14 protein-coding genes are annotated in these 13,271 nt (G+C 59.2%); 5 read left to right on the forward strand and 9 right to left on the reverse strand.

From position 1 onward, the window contains the following. Positions 1-86: 86 nt before the first annotated feature. A complete protein-coding gene (locus tag Q1A75_RS05285) occupies positions 87-479 on the reverse strand; it encodes a hypothetical protein (protein ID WP_299554407.1) in 393 nt (130 codons plus the stop codon). Between the two features lie 158 nt (positions 480-637). Here Q1A75_RS05285 and Q1A75_RS05290 point away from each other — a divergent pair, with 158 nt between their 5' ends. Continuing rightward, positions 638-1,972, forward strand: a complete 1,335-nt coding sequence (locus Q1A75_RS05290) for an NAD(P)/FAD-dependent oxidoreductase (RefSeq protein WP_299554410.1) — start codon at positions 638-640, stop codon at positions 1,970-1,972. Here the strand turns inward: Q1A75_RS05290 and Q1A75_RS05295 are convergent. The 3 genes from Q1A75_RS05295 to Q1A75_RS05305 are packed head-to-tail and all read right to left on the reverse strand — an operon-like array spanning position 1,969 to position 5,119. After that, on the reverse strand, positions 1,969-2,379 hold the full coding sequence (locus Q1A75_RS05295) for a hypothetical protein (RefSeq protein ID WP_299554413.1): 411 nt from the start codon (positions 2,377-2,379) through the stop codon (positions 1,969-1,971). The genes Q1A75_RS05290 and Q1A75_RS05295 overlap by 4 nt on opposite strands. Continuing rightward, positions 2,376-2,753, reverse strand: a complete 378-nt coding sequence (locus tag Q1A75_RS05300) for a hypothetical protein (protein WP_299554416.1) — start codon at positions 2,751-2,753, stop codon at positions 2,376-2,378. Before Q1A75_RS05300 ends, Q1A75_RS05295 begins: the two co-directional genes overlap by 4 nt. Then, the gene (locus Q1A75_RS05305; protein WP_299554419.1) at positions 2,750-5,119 is read right to left on the reverse strand and encodes an aminomethyltransferase family protein; all 2,370 of its coding nucleotides are present in this window, start codon (positions 5,117-5,119) and stop codon (positions 2,750-2,752) included. The genes Q1A75_RS05300 and Q1A75_RS05305 overlap by 4 nt, the downstream gene beginning before the upstream one ends. A 137-nt stretch (positions 5,120-5,256) precedes the next feature. Between Q1A75_RS05305 and Q1A75_RS05310 the strand changes: the two genes are divergently transcribed. Then, entirely contained in the window at positions 5,257-6,096 is an 840-nt protein-coding gene (locus tag Q1A75_RS05310; RefSeq protein ID WP_299554422.1) for a DMT family transporter, read from the forward strand. Here Q1A75_RS05310 and Q1A75_RS05315 read toward each other — a convergent pair. The 3 genes from Q1A75_RS05315 to Q1A75_RS05325 all read right to left on the reverse strand — a co-directional run bounded on the left by Q1A75_RS05315 (position 6,093) and on the right by Q1A75_RS05325 (position 8,813). Then, on the reverse strand, positions 6,093-7,109 hold the full coding sequence (locus Q1A75_RS05315; protein WP_299554425.1) for a helix-turn-helix domain-containing protein: 1,017 nt from the start codon (positions 7,107-7,109) through the stop codon (positions 6,093-6,095). The two genes, Q1A75_RS05310 and Q1A75_RS05315, sit on opposite strands and share 4 nt — an antisense overlap. Before the next feature lies 1 nt (position 7,110). Continuing rightward, positions 7,111-7,995, reverse strand: a complete 885-nt coding sequence (locus tag Q1A75_RS05320; protein WP_299554428.1) for a bifunctional 5,10-methylenetetrahydrofolate dehydrogenase/5,10-methenyltetrahydrofolate cyclohydrolase — start codon at positions 7,993-7,995, stop codon at positions 7,111-7,113. A 257-nt stretch (positions 7,996-8,252) separates the two neighbouring features. Further along, positions 8,253-8,813 carry a YbhB/YbcL family Raf kinase inhibitor-like protein gene (locus Q1A75_RS05325; protein ID WP_299554431.1) on the reverse strand — a complete coding sequence of 187 codons (561 nt, stop codon included), beginning with the start codon at positions 8,811-8,813 and terminating at the stop codon, positions 8,253-8,255. Between the two features lie 411 nt (positions 8,814-9,224). Between Q1A75_RS05325 and Q1A75_RS05330 the strand changes: the two genes are divergently transcribed. After that, positions 9,225-9,569, forward strand: a complete 345-nt coding sequence (locus tag Q1A75_RS05330) for a hypothetical protein (protein WP_299554434.1) — start codon at positions 9,225-9,227, stop codon at positions 9,567-9,569. 146 nt (positions 9,570-9,715) lie between these two features. Beyond that, entirely contained in the window at positions 9,716-10,480 is a 765-nt protein-coding gene (locus Q1A75_RS05335; protein ID WP_299554437.1) for an SDR family oxidoreductase, read from the forward strand. Here the strand turns inward: Q1A75_RS05335 and Q1A75_RS05340 are convergent. Further along, positions 10,477-11,346 (reverse strand): acyl-CoA thioesterase II, encoded by an 870-nt coding sequence (locus Q1A75_RS05340; protein ID WP_299554440.1) that lies wholly within the window; start codon positions 11,344-11,346, stop codon positions 10,477-10,479. The two genes, Q1A75_RS05335 and Q1A75_RS05340, sit on opposite strands and share 4 nt — an antisense overlap. Before the next feature lie 13 nt (positions 11,347-11,359). Then, a complete protein-coding gene (locus tag Q1A75_RS05345) occupies positions 11,360-12,568 on the reverse strand; it encodes a serine hydrolase domain-containing protein (RefSeq protein ID WP_299554443.1) in 1,209 nt (402 codons plus the stop codon). A gap of 77 nt (positions 12,569-12,645) precedes the next feature. Between Q1A75_RS05345 and Q1A75_RS05350 the strand changes: the two genes are divergently transcribed. Continuing rightward, positions 12,646-13,257 carry a glutathione S-transferase family protein gene (locus Q1A75_RS05350; protein ID WP_299554446.1) on the forward strand — a complete coding sequence of 204 codons (612 nt, stop codon included), beginning with the start codon at positions 12,646-12,648 and terminating at the stop codon, positions 13,255-13,257. Positions 13,258-13,271: the final 14 nt, after the last annotated feature.

The following is a 13,271-nucleotide window of genomic DNA, read 5'->3' on the forward strand; positions in this document are numbered from 1 at the left end:
AGGGGGTTGATCCTGCGTGCGGTGCGTTTCTCGAAAATTAACCGGATTTCTGGCAAGCTGACGCGGATGACGGGCGGTCGCGGGGTCTAGCGCAACCATCCCGTGCGGGCGGCGATTGTTGAGTACCAATAAAGCGCCGCGCCGACGAGCAGCGCAAGTGCTGTGCTTGGAGCTAAACCGACCACTGACAGTGTCTGGATCACAGTCACGCCGATGCTCAACAAGGATACCAGCAAAGCCACGGTCGCCACCCGGTGGCGGAGCAAAAGCAGTATGCACCCAACCGCCCCGCCAAAGACCGCAAGACCGAAGGCAAGCGTGGCCCAAAGTGGGCGCGCCTCGATGATGAGTTGGTAGAGCTCGGGCATTTGAGCCACTGCCTCGGCATTCATCTGGGTGATGAAATTGAGGCATCCCATTAGGTTCCAGACCAGTCCAAGTCCGGCGACAAACCAGAAACTGAAATGCGGCTTCGTCATGATGAACGTGCCCCCTTCGCTGTTCAACCTGCACAGAACGAACACCAGGCGAACGTGAAAGTCACCTCATATTTTTTACTGAGGTGCAAAATAGTTGACTTACAGGGATGATCTCGGTCGAATTGAATCAAACTAATTCACTGCAGGAGAGTCGCACAATGCCCAAACGTATCGCCATCATCGGGGCGGGTCCTTCGGGCCTCGCACAATTGCGTGCCTTTCAATCGGCCAAGAAGAATGGCGAGGATATTCCCGAGATCGTCTGCTTCGAAAAGCAGTCCAACTGGGGGGGATTGTGGAACTATACGTGGCGTACCGGCGTGGACCAATATGGCGAGCCGGTGCACGGATCGATGTACCGCTATCTGTGGTCCAATGGGCCCAAGGAAGGCCTCGAATTCGCGGACTATTCCTTTGAAGAACATTTCGGCAAACAGATCGCATCGTATCCGCCCCGCGCGGTTCTGTTCGACTACATTCAGGGCCGTGTGGACAAGGCGGGCGTCCGAGACTGGATCCGGTTCGAGACGGCGGTGCGCCGGGTTGAATTCGAGGACGGCACCTTCAGTGTGACGGTCAAGGACTTGCCGAATGACCGTGAATACACGGAAGAGTTCGATCACGTGATCTGTGCATCGGGCCACTTCTCGACCCCAAATGTGCCGGAGTTTCCGGGCTTCGAGAGCTTCAAGGGCCGGGTGCTGCACGCCCATGATTTTCGCGATGCGTTGGAATTCAAGGATCAGGATATCCTGATTGTCGGCACCAGTTATTCCGCCGAAGACATCGGATCGCAATGCTGGAAATACGGGGCCAAGTCGATCACAGTGTCACACCGCACGGCGGCGATGGGTTATGACTGGCCGGACAACTGGGCAGAAGTGCCGCTGCTGACCCATGTGAGCGGCAAGACGGCGCATTTCAAGGATGGCACAAGCCGCGATGTGGATGCGGTGATCTTGTGCACGGGATATCAGCACCATTTCCCCTTCATGGCCGAAGAATTGCGCCTGAAGACGGCGAACCGGCTGGCGACGGCGGACCTGTATAAAGGCGTGGCATGGGTGGATAACCCGGCCCTGTTCTATCTGGGCATGCAGGACCAGTGGTTCACCTTCAACATGTTCGATGCGCAGGCCTGGTGGGTGCGCGACGCGATCATGGGCAAGATCGCGATGCCGTCAAAGGCTGAGATGGAGGCCGATGTGGTCGACCGCGTGGCGCGCGAGGATGCAGGCGCGGATGACTACGACGCGATCTGGTATCAGGGCGATTACATCAAGGAGCTGATTGCCGAGACGGACTACCCGTCATTCGATGTCGAAGGCGCGTGCCAGGCATTCAAAGCGTGGAAGGGCCACAAGAAGCAGGGCATCATGACGTTCCGCGACAATTGCTATGCGTCGGTGATGACAGGGTCGATGGCACCCATCCACCACACGCCGTGGGTGGATGCGTTGGATGACAGCCTAGAGGTCTATTTGCAAAACTAGCGTGCTGGGGCGACGCGCAGGAAGACATAGGTCTGCTGCAGAGCGCCCTTGTCCTTGATTGAAACACTGACCTGCGCCGTTTCGGTATCGAACGTGCGCAGGTCGTAGCTGTCGGGGTGATTGACATCCTGGTCCGTGACGCCATCGGCGTTCAGACAGTGTTCGGTTGCGTTGAGCAGAGCGATAAAGGCATCCATCGCGGCATCAGCGCGATAGTCGAAGGGCCAGCGGCAGTTGATGGCGCGCGCGCCTGTGAGGTCCAGTGATGTGGTGCAGGTACCCGGCGTGCCATCGAGAAGTGCGATTTCAGTGGTTGTGTGATCGGTGAGTGCGGTCAGGTCCGCACAATACGCACCCGCACGAGCGGTGGTAGTGCACAGAAGTAGAAGGGCTGCGGCGCGGATCATGGGGCGACCAGCCGTTCCCCTTCGACCAGATCGAAGGGCGTCGGAGGCGTTGCTTTGCTGACCCAATAGAACGTACCTGCCCACTCCATGACGAACCATCCTTCCCAGTCGGCATCGCCGGGCCAGATGCTTTGGTATTCGTCTTTGTCCGCATCTGTGCGCCATTGTCCGCGGGCGGAACGTGCCCCTTCCTGCGCGTAGATCGTTGTCCCGTCCGGGTCGAAATACTGGCGGTAGGCGGTGCCTTCCCATTTGCCGATGGCGGTGTTGCCGGACAAGAGCGCGTCAATCTCGTGCGCCTTGAGCTTGACCGACTGTGCATGGGCGGGGAGCGCAAGGGTCAGGAGCCCGATCAGGACCGCGCGGCGGATCATGAGCGGGGCCGTTCTTTTTTCGGGTCGTAGTGGGCGAAGGATACAATGGTGGCGGGCAACCGTTTCTGGTGGCCGTCGAGTTTGCCGACCTCGACTTGGGTGCCTATGTCGGCGTGGGCGACGTCGATGCGGGCGAGGGCGATGTTTTTGTCCAGCAGTGGCGAGCGCATGGACGATGTCACCTCACCCACTTGCGCACGGCCGATATGGATGCAGTCGCCGTGATCGACCTGCACATTGCTGTCGATGTCGAGGCCGACAAGCTTGCGGCTGGGGTGCTCCTTGCGCCGGATCAGCGCGTCGCGCCCGATGAAATCGTCGGGTTTGGACTTGAGCGGGACAGTGAAGCCAATGCCCGCCTCGAACGGGTCGGTCTGGTCCGAGAAATCGTAGCCGGCAAAGATCAGCCCGGCTTCGATCCGCACCATGTCGAGCGCTTCGAGCCCCATGGGGCGCAGGCCGTGCCCCTGCCCCGCCTCCCAGATCGCGTCGAAGATTTCGGGGGCGTGTTTGGGGTGGCACATGACTTCGTAGCCCAGCTCGCCCGTGTAACCGGTGCGCGAGATGACGAAGGGCGTGCCGCTTTCGTTCATCAGCCGTGCGGGGGTGAAGCGGAACCAGCCAAGCTGGTCGAACTCTGGATTATGTGGCGCGGTCCAGACGATCTTGCGCAAAAGGTCGCGGCTTTCGGGGCCCTGCACGGCGACGTTGTGGAGTTGGTCGGTCGAGGAGCGCACCAGCACCTTCAGCCCAAGTTTCTCCGCCTGTTCGCGTAGCCAGTCGCCACCATAGTCATTACCGCCGATCCAACGGAAGTTGTCTTTGCCCAGCCGGAACACGGTGCCGTCGTCAATCATCCCGCCGTGCTCGTAGCACATGGCCGTGTAGACAACGCCGCCCACCGCCAGCGTTTTCATGTTGCGGGTGAATACGTATTGGCAGAGCGCTTCGGCATCCGGGCCGGTGATCTCGAACTTGCGGAGTGGCGAGAGGTCCATGATCACGGCCTGTTTGCGGCAGGCCCAGTATTCCTCAATTGGGCCCGCTTCGGCAAAGCAGTTGGCGAGCCAGTAGCCGTTGTATTCGACAAAGTTGCGGGTGTGCTTGGCGAATTGATCATGAAAGCCGGTTTGTTTGGTCATTTTTGGGTCCGCATCGGGGGTCGGTCGGTAGGCGACGCTGCGTTGGAAGGTCTCGCGCCCGCTATAGGTGCGCACGTGGATGTCTGTCGGGTTCCAGCCGTTGGCGGCGGTGGTGTCGTCTGGGCAGGCCGAGGACACACAGACGATATCTGTGAGGGCGCGCAGCAGGACATAGTCGCCGGGGCGCGACCAAGGTTCATCCGAGTACATGACCCCGTATTCGTCCAGATAGGTGTTGAAGAAGAAGTTGATCGCCATCCAGCCGGAGCGGCCTGTGACGTTGAACTCAGCCAGCGCGGTGTTGAAGTTTTCCGAGCAATTGACGTGGCCGGGATAGCCGATGTCATCGTAGTACTTGGCGGAACACGCCAGCGCGAAGGCATCGTGGCGCCCGCAGGTGTCCTGCACCACCTCGACCAGCGGCAGCATTTCCTGATCGTAGTACTTCGCGTGCAGGCCAGGCATGGGATAGGCGTGGCCCATCAGCGTGCGTGTCGTCGTCACGTCCAGCGCGTGTTCGATCCCCTTGTCGAGCTTGCGGGCCGAAAAGCACTCGAAATCCGTGCACTGGCGGCCATCCACATCGATGATCTGGACGTAATCGCCCGCTTTGACAAAGAAGGCCTCGGCCGTCTGGGTGTGCACGCGGATGTCGGCCACGGGATCGGCGAGTGGGTCGGGCAGCTCGAACTTGACGTGGCTTTTGATCGTCGTCCGCCGGATCATCACGGTCAGAGGTGTGGTGGTGTTCTGAACCTCAGCATCCATGGCACCGCCCGGCGCCGCAATGACAAGTGTACCGTCACGCGTGACACGCATCACCTCTTCGGCTTTGGCCCGTGTGCCCGTATCAAACAAACGCACGGCACAGGCTTGACCGATGTCGATCTTGCGCGCATCCAGCCCCATGCGCAGACCACGCAAGGATTGGTCGTTGCCGGTCAAAAGCGCGCGTAATCCATCTGCCGCCGCATCTGCAGAACGGTCTAGTATACTGTCGGCAGTGCGGCCGTTACCATCAGCACTGACGGCCTCGCAAACCTGCCCGCCCTCGTCGTTGATCACCGTCACAAGGTCCCCGGCCTCGACCCGGATAAGAATGGCGCCGCCACCCTGCACGACATAGCGTTCCGTGCCCGGGGGCATCGAGAATTGCGCTGGCTGGATGATCTGGCTGGGGCGCGGCGGCCCCGGCGTTACCTTGGGATAGGGGTCATCAAGCATCGTCGCCTCCCACGCCGTGCAAATTTGCACTAGCGGAATAATTATTTAACTGTGAGAATACTCGCCTCGCTCATCCGCTGCAAACAAAAGGGGCATCGCCGCGTGAGAAAATCGAACGAAGCGGCGGTGGCGCAGCCATGGAGGCGCTGACGTTGGGCCTGATTGCGGCGTTTTGTTGGGGCGTGCACGACACATTGGTCCGCTACATTTCCCAGAAGGTGGGCGTGTTTCCATCGCTGTTTCCCGTGCTCGTGACAGGCTGCGTGATGACCGCTGTTCTTTCGGTGCTGTTGGACACAAGCAGCATCACGCCCTACGCCGCATGGCTTGCCACCCTTTCCGGGATTGTTTTTGGAGTGACGGGCCTGTCCTTCTACAAGGCACTGGCCATCGGGCCAGTCCGTGTGGTGGCCCCGGTGGTTGCCAGCTTTCCCATCCTATCGGTGGGTTGGGCCGTGATGAATGGTCAGGCGGTCACGGCGTGGCAATGGTTCGCTGTTTTGATAATCGTGGGCGGCTGTGCGTTTGTTGCAATTACGTCGGCAGACGATGACAGCTCGGGCCCGAAAGCATCGGCCGTCATCTGGTCGGTCTTGGCTGCAATCGGGTTTGCAACATCTTTTGCCCTTGGCCAGCTATCGGTTGCCGAGAACACCGAAATGACCGCGATCGCCCTGGCGCGTATCGGCGCGGTCGCCGTGGTCGCCATACTGGCCCTGATGCTGCGGCAACCGCTGGCACCCGTTCGGTCAGCATTGCCAGTTCTCATGATCATGGGTGTGCTTGATGCAATGGCCATAGGCGCAGTGATGCTGGCGGGCAGCTACGCATACCCGGCGTTTGCATCCGTGGCCGCATCGACCTTTGGTGTGTTGACCATCACGCTTGCGGCCATCTTTTTGCGCGAAGCCGTGGCGCGCATCCAGTGGGTCGGGATCATGACCGTTTTTGCAGCAATTGGATATCTCGCGATTTAGTGCCGGTCATAGGTCAAAAGCTGCACGTTCTTGCGTTCCCGCATCTTGGACGGCGTAAGGCCGTATTCGGCTTTGACCGCCTTTGTCATCGTTGTGCAAGACCCGAACCCGGCAGCCACCGCGATATCAATCATGGGCAAGAGCGACTCTTCGATCATCGTGCGGGCGCGTTTGACGCGCAAACGTTTGTAGAATCGTGCCGGTGTATCATTGAAGACGGTGCGAAACACCCGCTCGAGGTGACGGGTCGATACGCCGATGCGCGCGGTGATCTCGTCCATCGACAGCGGTTCGTTCACCGTGTCTTCCATCAGCCGGATCACTTCGGTCAGGCGCGCGTCAAAGAGCCCTTCGTTGTCGGCGATGCTTTTGGGTTGTTCCGCGTCACTCTTTCGGATGGTTTGCAGCAGCAGGTGATTGCCCAACTCGGCCACCTGCGGGCTGGTCAGGTGCGGCGCGATCAAGCCCACCATCAGTTCAAGCGTGGCCCCTGCCCCAGCGGCCGTGATGATGCCGTCAGAGTTTTCGCTGAGATGCGTGGTGAGTTTCGGGTGGTACCCTGTTTCGACAAGGGGCGTGATATCGCGCCAATGGGTTGTGACACGGCCTGCAGGCGCTTTGGTCGCCTTGATGTAGCCGGTCGCGGCGTCCGACAACAGCACCACCGTGCGGGCCTTGCGTTGCATCGCACGGATGCGTGGCAACCAAGTTCCCTTGGCGGCGTTCCGACCGCCCACGACGACCATCATGTCCGCCAGCCGGTGATCCCCCACCGACGGCTCGCCGCGCACCAGCGCGCCCTGGTCGCTGGTCACGAAGCCCGGCGCATCGGTGCTGAACCGCCATGAAAAAAGAGCGCGCCCCAGCAGTGTATTGGCGGTTGCGAGCACGTGGGTGACTGACGACAGTTCGAGCCCGCTGAACCCCTTACTCACGTAGATTTCAATGTTCCGCGAGATGTCCGCATTTGTGATCTCCGCGGCCACATCGAAGCGGTTTTGCGCCTTGCCCATGTCAGTCCATCCATCCTGCCGCGACCTGCCGCTGGTGCGCGACCGTCGCATTGCGCATCAGGATCGCCACCGTGACCGGCCCAACCCCACCCGGCACCGGGGTGATCCAGCCCGCGATCTCACCCACGGTATCGGTATCCACGTCACCCACGATCTTTGGCGTGCCGTCTGGTCCATCGATCTGATTGATCCCGATATCGATGACGGCAGCCCCCGGTTTGATCATGTCGGGTCCCAGAAAATGCGGGATGCCCACGGCCACAACGACCACGTCCGCACGGCGCGAGTGCATCGCAACCGACCGTGTCAGGTGGTGGCAGACGGTGACTGTCGCCCCCTCGGCCATCAGCATCATGGCCGCCGGTTTTCCGACGATTTCCGAATGGCCGATCATCACAACTTCGAGCCCCTTGAGGTCGAGCCCCGTTGCCTTGATCAACTCAACGCTGGCGGCCGCCGTACACGGGGCCAGCGCCACGTCTGAATAGACGATATTGCCGATCGACGCAGGGTTCATCCCCTCGACATCCTTGAGCGGGTGGATCGCCGATTGCAGCGAGCGCAGGTTGATATGCGCGAGCACAGGGCGTTGCAGAATGATGCCAAGCGTTTCCGCGTCGTCGTTCATGGCCTGAATACGCGCCTTGGCGTCTTCCTGCGTGATATTCTTTGGCCAGAATTGCGTCTCGAATGGCAAACCAGCGCGTTCTGCACCCCGTGTCTGGTTGCGTACATAGACCTCGATTTCGGGCACGTCGCCAATAGAGACCGAAACCAGGCGCGCGACCGACGGGTTGGCCAGAACGTAGGCTTGGCATTCGTTCAGGATGCGTGCCGCTATCGCGCGCCCGTCGATGTGGCAGTGGGTCGAAGCGCCGTCTTTCAAAGAGTTCCCCAATTCGTTTGGCAAGGAGTGCGGATCAAACGCTGGCAGAATATTTCCCAGTGTGCAACTTTTTTTACTTACAGTACGCTTTGAATGGTTGAAATTTGTCCGCAAATCCGCCCATACCTTACGGGAACGCCACGAGCTTGGCATACAACCCTGTTGTCGGTCAGCTACGAAGGCGGCAAAACATGTCGTTTACGATCTGCTTTCTCTGGCCGTTCACGCGCGCAGTTTGAACGACGTTTCGTGTTGATTCAATTCGTGAAGCGCAAGTCTGATGACGCGAGCACATGCCCATCGAGCGCCAACATCATCTGCTGCCAGTCCACGGTGGGATCATCCACCGACGGAAGTGCTGTGGGTTTTGCGTCCAGCGCATAGACGGTGATGATGTATTCATGGGCCGGACCGGGTGGCGAACAGGGCGGCGTGTAGCCGACGCCCCGCATGTCCTTGTCTGCCCCTTCATCCCCGATCGAGCCCGGATTACCACGTTCCAGAGTGCTCGTGGTCGCAGGAAGGTTCCACAACAACCAGTAGTGGCTGGGCGTATCGACCCCTTCAAGCGTTCCTCGCGGATAGTGATGCATGGAAACGGCGATGCTTCTGGTACCCTCAGGTGTGTCGGACCATGCAAGCGGAGGAGAAAGACCATCCCCACCATCGCGTGTGCACTTCAGATCGGCGGGCAGTGATCCACCGGGGTCAATGACTGGACTGGTCAGGGCGAAACCGTCCTGCGCAAGTGCTGCGCTGGCCAGGAACCACGTGATGAAAAACGGGCTGGAAAGAGGCAGTGTCGCCAAAGGTCTCATCGCAACACCTTTTGGGGAAAGTACCGACCAGTGTTGGCAACAGGCGAAAGGCGGAAGACCGGCGTCACCTTCGCCGACGCAACCCGAGCCATTTCAGGCAAAGCACTTCGAGAAGTCCGACGTCGGGGCAACATTGGCATAAGCGTCCTCCGAATCTCAGGTTGTCTGCATTGAACGTGCAGGCACGGGGTTTCCGTCGGTCGTTGAACGCATTGCTTGCCAGAGAACGTGTACGGGCCGGTTGCAGCGCTCTGACGACAGACCACCATGCGCACCGCTGGAACTGTGATACAGGTGCTGCGCGGCAATATCAGATGAAGAAAATGACGCGCTGCGCACGATGAATTTACGAGACCTGGAATATGTTTTGGCAGTTACAAAAGTCGGAAATTTCAGCAGTGCCTGAGATGTGTGCCACGTTTCGCAACCCGCGCTGTCCAACCAGATCGGGAAGTCGGAAAAGAGCAGGGAATAGGCATCTGCATTCCAATACGCGACGAAACACGGCTGACGGCCTTTGGTCGACCCGTCGTCACGATTGCCGAAGATATGCTGTTCGGCGCACAAAGCATCAAAGATGCAGCGACAGAATTTCCTGATCCAGAGGCTGTGTCGTTCCATATTTGCCTAACAACGACACTTGCCCCGGAGCTGACCAAGCACTTTATGGAACCGTTCAACGAACTATCCTCGAACATGCGGGTTACGATGATCGAGGACCTGCCCCAAAACCAAGGTTCCGAATGGTGGCGCTGACGTCGCAACCCTGATTGAATGGCCATGGAGTTATCGCTCTGATCCGCGCAAGTAATTGCCGCGAGCTGAGCGAGCCTTGGCATCCCGCGTATTGCGACCTACTGTGAACAGGTGTCGCCACCAGCACGCCTGCATCGAGGCTTTTCATGGATATCAAAGACAAGATTGTAGTTGTCACGGGCGCAGCCGGCGGCATTGGACGCGCGCTTTGCATCGCTTTTGCTGATGCGGGCGCAAAACACGTTGTCTGCGCCGACAAAGACATTGCAGGAACGGAAGAAACTGCACGCAATATCAATGGCACAACGGTCGAAGCTGATGTTTCGAATGAGGAACAGATCAAAACACTGATCGACAACACGGAAACGACTGTCGGTCCAATCGACATTTTCTGTTCCAACGCAGGCGTATTGGTTGAAGGCGGTGCAGATGCACCCGATACGGACTGGCAACGGTTGTGGGATATCAATGTGATGGCGCATGTGTGGGCCGCCCGGCATGTTGTACCGCTGATGACCAAGCGCAGTGGCGGCTATTTGCTGAACACGGCGTCAGCGGCTGGCCTGTTGAACCAGATCGGCTCTGCGCCCTACGGCGTGACAAAACACGCCGCCGTTGGCCTTGCAGAATGGCTGGCCATCACACACGGGGACGCAGGCATCAAGGTATCTGTATTGTGCCCACAGGCCGTGCGCACCGCAATGACCGAAGGCCACGAAGACCACGTCGCAGCAATCGACGGGATGCTTGAACCGGAGGATGCCGCCAAGGCCTGTCTTAACGCCATTCGGGATGAAACGTTCCTGGTCTTGCCGCACGCAAATGTGCGTAAGTACATGCAACTCAAGACAGCTGATTATGACCGCTGGATTGTCGGGATGCAGAAATTGAACCGTGCCTACACGGCTTAAGCTTTTGGCGTGATCGGCCGAATGAGCCCCTCTTGGGCCACAGAGGCAACCAGAGTTCCATGCTTGTCGTAGATCATGCCGCGGTTGAAGCCCCTGCCCTTGCCCGACCACGGGCTGTCCATGGTGTACAAGTGCCAATCGCAGAACTCTGCCGGGGCGTGGAACCACATGGCGTGATCCAGGCTTGCTGCCATCACGCGACCCGTAAACCAGGTTTGCCCATGAGGACGCAAAGCAGTCCCCAGCAAGTTCAGATCTGACGCATAGGCCAGAAGACAGTGTTGCAATTGTGGGCTGATGCCACGCGCGGCTGCCATGCGGAACCACAGGTGGCTGCGGTCATCCATTGGCTCCGGAGTGAAAAAATCGCGCGGTGCGACCTCTCGGATATCAATCGGGCGCGGGCGCAGGAACTCTTCATGGAACTTCGCAGGTATCCGATCCACCACGGCTTCGCGTAGCGTTGTGCGGTCGGACAGGTGGTCTGGGCCTTCGACATCCGGCATGGGGTGTTGGTGCGACCAGCCGTCTTCATCCGCGTGAAAGGATGCCGACATGTTCAGGATCTGCCGCCCATGCTGGATAGCAACAACGCGGCGCGTGGTAAAACTGCCGCCGTCGCGCGCCCGGTCGACCTGGTAGATGACCGGGATGGACGGATCGCCCGGACGGATAAAGTAGGCATGCAACGAATGGCACAACCGGTCCTCGACTGTGCGATAAGCTGCCGCTAATGCCTGCCCGATCACCTGACCGCCAAAAATGCGCGTGGGTGTCTCGCCACCCTGCCCGGTTCCACGGAACAAATCGACTTCAAGCCGCTCTACGGCGAGAAGGTCCAACAACGTCTGATGTGCATCTGTCATGGATTTTGTCCTGTCACATCAATGCACCATGCACCAGCGCTTTGAGTTCGGCCCGCGCCGGGTAGCTTGAAGATGGACTGAGTTGAGTAAAGAACACGACGCTCAGGTCATGCGCCCGGTCGACCCAGAAAAAGGTGGACGCCATGCCACCCCAGCTGAAGTCCCCGATGGAAGACTGCACCCGACTGCGCGCCGGGTCTATGACAACCGCACCGCCAATCCCGAACCCCATCCCCTCCATCGGCTGTTCGGCAAAGCTGGCAGGGCCAAGGCTCGCGATGTCGCCAGCCAAGTGGTTCGACATCATGAATTCGGCGGTCGAGGATGAGATCAACCCCTGCCCTCGTTCCCGCAAACACTCGGCGAATGCCATGTAGTCGTCGATTGTCCCGACCAGACCGCCGCCGCCGCTGAAACAGGTGGTGCGCCGGAACGGAGAGTGTGCAGCAGCATCAAAGAGCCTGAGCGAACTGTCACCATTTGCGGTGGTGTTCAGGTCCATCGCATCCCCGGCAAGCGGTGTATAGAGACTGGCAAATCGGCCGAGCGTGTCGTCTGGTACCGAAAACCCGGTATCCTCCATGCCAAGTGGATCCAGCACGCGTTCGCGGAACACGTGATCAAGCGATTGACCCGTGACGACCTCGATTACCCGGCCAATCACATCGATGCCAACTGAGTATTCCCAGCGTTGCCTCGGCGCGAACGCCAGCGGCAAGCCAGCCAGCGCGTTACATTGTTCGGCCAATGTACCAGAGGTGGGTTTGAACAGAAGATCCAGATCCGCCATTGCCTCGGGCAGAACACCGGGATTGAACGGGTAGCTCAGCCCCGATCGGTGCGTGAGCAGCTGGTGCAGTGTCGGGGTTGCACAGGGTTCCGTCTGTGTCAGATCGACGGCACCGGTCCGAAGCGCACGCATTTCGCCAAACGCGGGCAGGAAACGGGACAGCGGTGCGTCCAGATGCAGAGCGCCTTCCTCGACCAGCATCATGAGGATCAAGGATGTGATGGGTTTGGTCATCGAATATAGACGTGCCACGGTGTTCCGATCAAAATCGGTCCCGGTCACAAGGTCGCGCACACCGGATTGAGCGAACAGCATTTCCTGCCCATGTTGATGGATCAGGACGGACAAGCCGGCAAATCTCTGCTCTGATGTGTAACGATCTGCCCAGGTCTGGATACGGAAAAGGCGGTTCGGATCGAGGGTCAGTGACATTCCGCCACGATACGAGGCCACGCGGCCTTGCCAAGACAAAAGACAGGACGATAGCCTGAAGTTGAGGGAGGATTACTATGCTCAAGCTTTATTTCGCGCCGCGCAGCCGAGCCATACGGGTCGCCTGGCTTCTCGAAGAGATGCAGCTGGACTACGAGCTTGAAACCTATGCCCTCGGCGATCCTGCCATGCGCAGTCCGGAGTACCGCGCAGATATTCATCCGATGGGCCGGGTCCCGGTACTTGTTGATGGCGACGTGCAAATCATGGAAAGCGGCGCGATCCTTGAATACCTTGTGACGCGGCATGGCGATGGCCGGTTCCGACCGGCTGTGGGCAGCAACGCGTATCCCGCCTATTTGCAATGGCTGCATTACTCGGAAGGCATGCTGATGCCGCAAGTGAACAGCTATATGGTCGAAACGTTCTTTTTGCCGCCCGAACGACAGTCCGAAATCCATGCAAAGCGAGCGAAAAAGCTGCTCGGACAGATGTTGGGGCCCATCGATGTGGCGCTGAATGGGAAAGATTACCTGGCGGGCGACTTCTCGGCGGCGGATATCATGACCGGGTCAGCGGCGATCTCGGCCAAAGGTATTGGGATCGACCTGTCACAGATGCCGCGGCTGGCTGCATATGTTGATCGGCTGATGATGCGGCCAGCATACAAGGTCGCCGCCGCACTGTGACCCAACGGTCGCGG

The organism is uncultured Tateyamaria sp. (assembly GCF_947504105.1).
Classification (GTDB): Bacteria; Pseudomonadota; Alphaproteobacteria; order Rhodobacterales; family Rhodobacteraceae; genus Tateyamaria.

Coding starts and splice junctions, on each gene's coding strand:
- Q1A75_RS05300 (WP_299554416.1), bottom strand. CDS start 2,753: ATGATCCGCCGCGCGGTCCTGATCGGGCTCCTGACCCTTGCGCTCCCC.
- Q1A75_RS05335 (WP_299554437.1), top strand. CDS start 9,716: ATGGATATCAAAGACAAGATTGTAGTTGTCACGGGCGCAGCCGGCGGC.
- Q1A75_RS05345 (WP_299554443.1), bottom strand. CDS start 12,568: ATGTCACTGACCCTCGATCCGAACCGCCTTTTCCGTATCCAGACCTGG.
- Q1A75_RS05295 (WP_299554413.1), bottom strand. CDS start 2,379: ATGATCCGCGCCGCAGCCCTTCTACTTCTGTGCACTACCACCGCTCGT.
- Q1A75_RS05315 (WP_299554425.1), bottom strand. CDS start 7,109: ATGGGCAAGGCGCAAAACCGCTTCGATGTGGCCGCGGAGATCACAAAT.
- Q1A75_RS05310 (WP_299554422.1), top strand. CDS start 5,257: ATGGAGGCGCTGACGTTGGGCCTGATTGCGGCGTTTTGTTGGGGCGTG.
- Q1A75_RS05285 (WP_299554407.1), bottom strand. CDS start 479: ATGACGAAGCCGCATTTCAGTTTCTGGTTTGTCGCCGGACTTGGACTG.
- Q1A75_RS05325 (WP_299554431.1), bottom strand. CDS start 8,813: ATGAGACCTTTGGCGACACTGCCTCTTTCCAGCCCGTTTTTCATCACG.
- Q1A75_RS05340 (WP_299554440.1), bottom strand. CDS start 11,346: ATGACAGATGCACATCAGACGTTGTTGGACCTTCTCGCCGTAGAGCGG.
- Q1A75_RS05305 (WP_299554419.1), bottom strand. CDS start 5,119: ATGCTTGATGACCCCTATCCCAAGGTAACGCCGGGGCCGCCGCGCCCC.
- Q1A75_RS05290 (WP_299554410.1), top strand. CDS start 638: ATGCCCAAACGTATCGCCATCATCGGGGCGGGTCCTTCGGGCCTCGCA.
- Q1A75_RS05350 (WP_299554446.1), top strand. CDS start 12,646: ATGCTCAAGCTTTATTTCGCGCCGCGCAGCCGAGCCATACGGGTCGCC.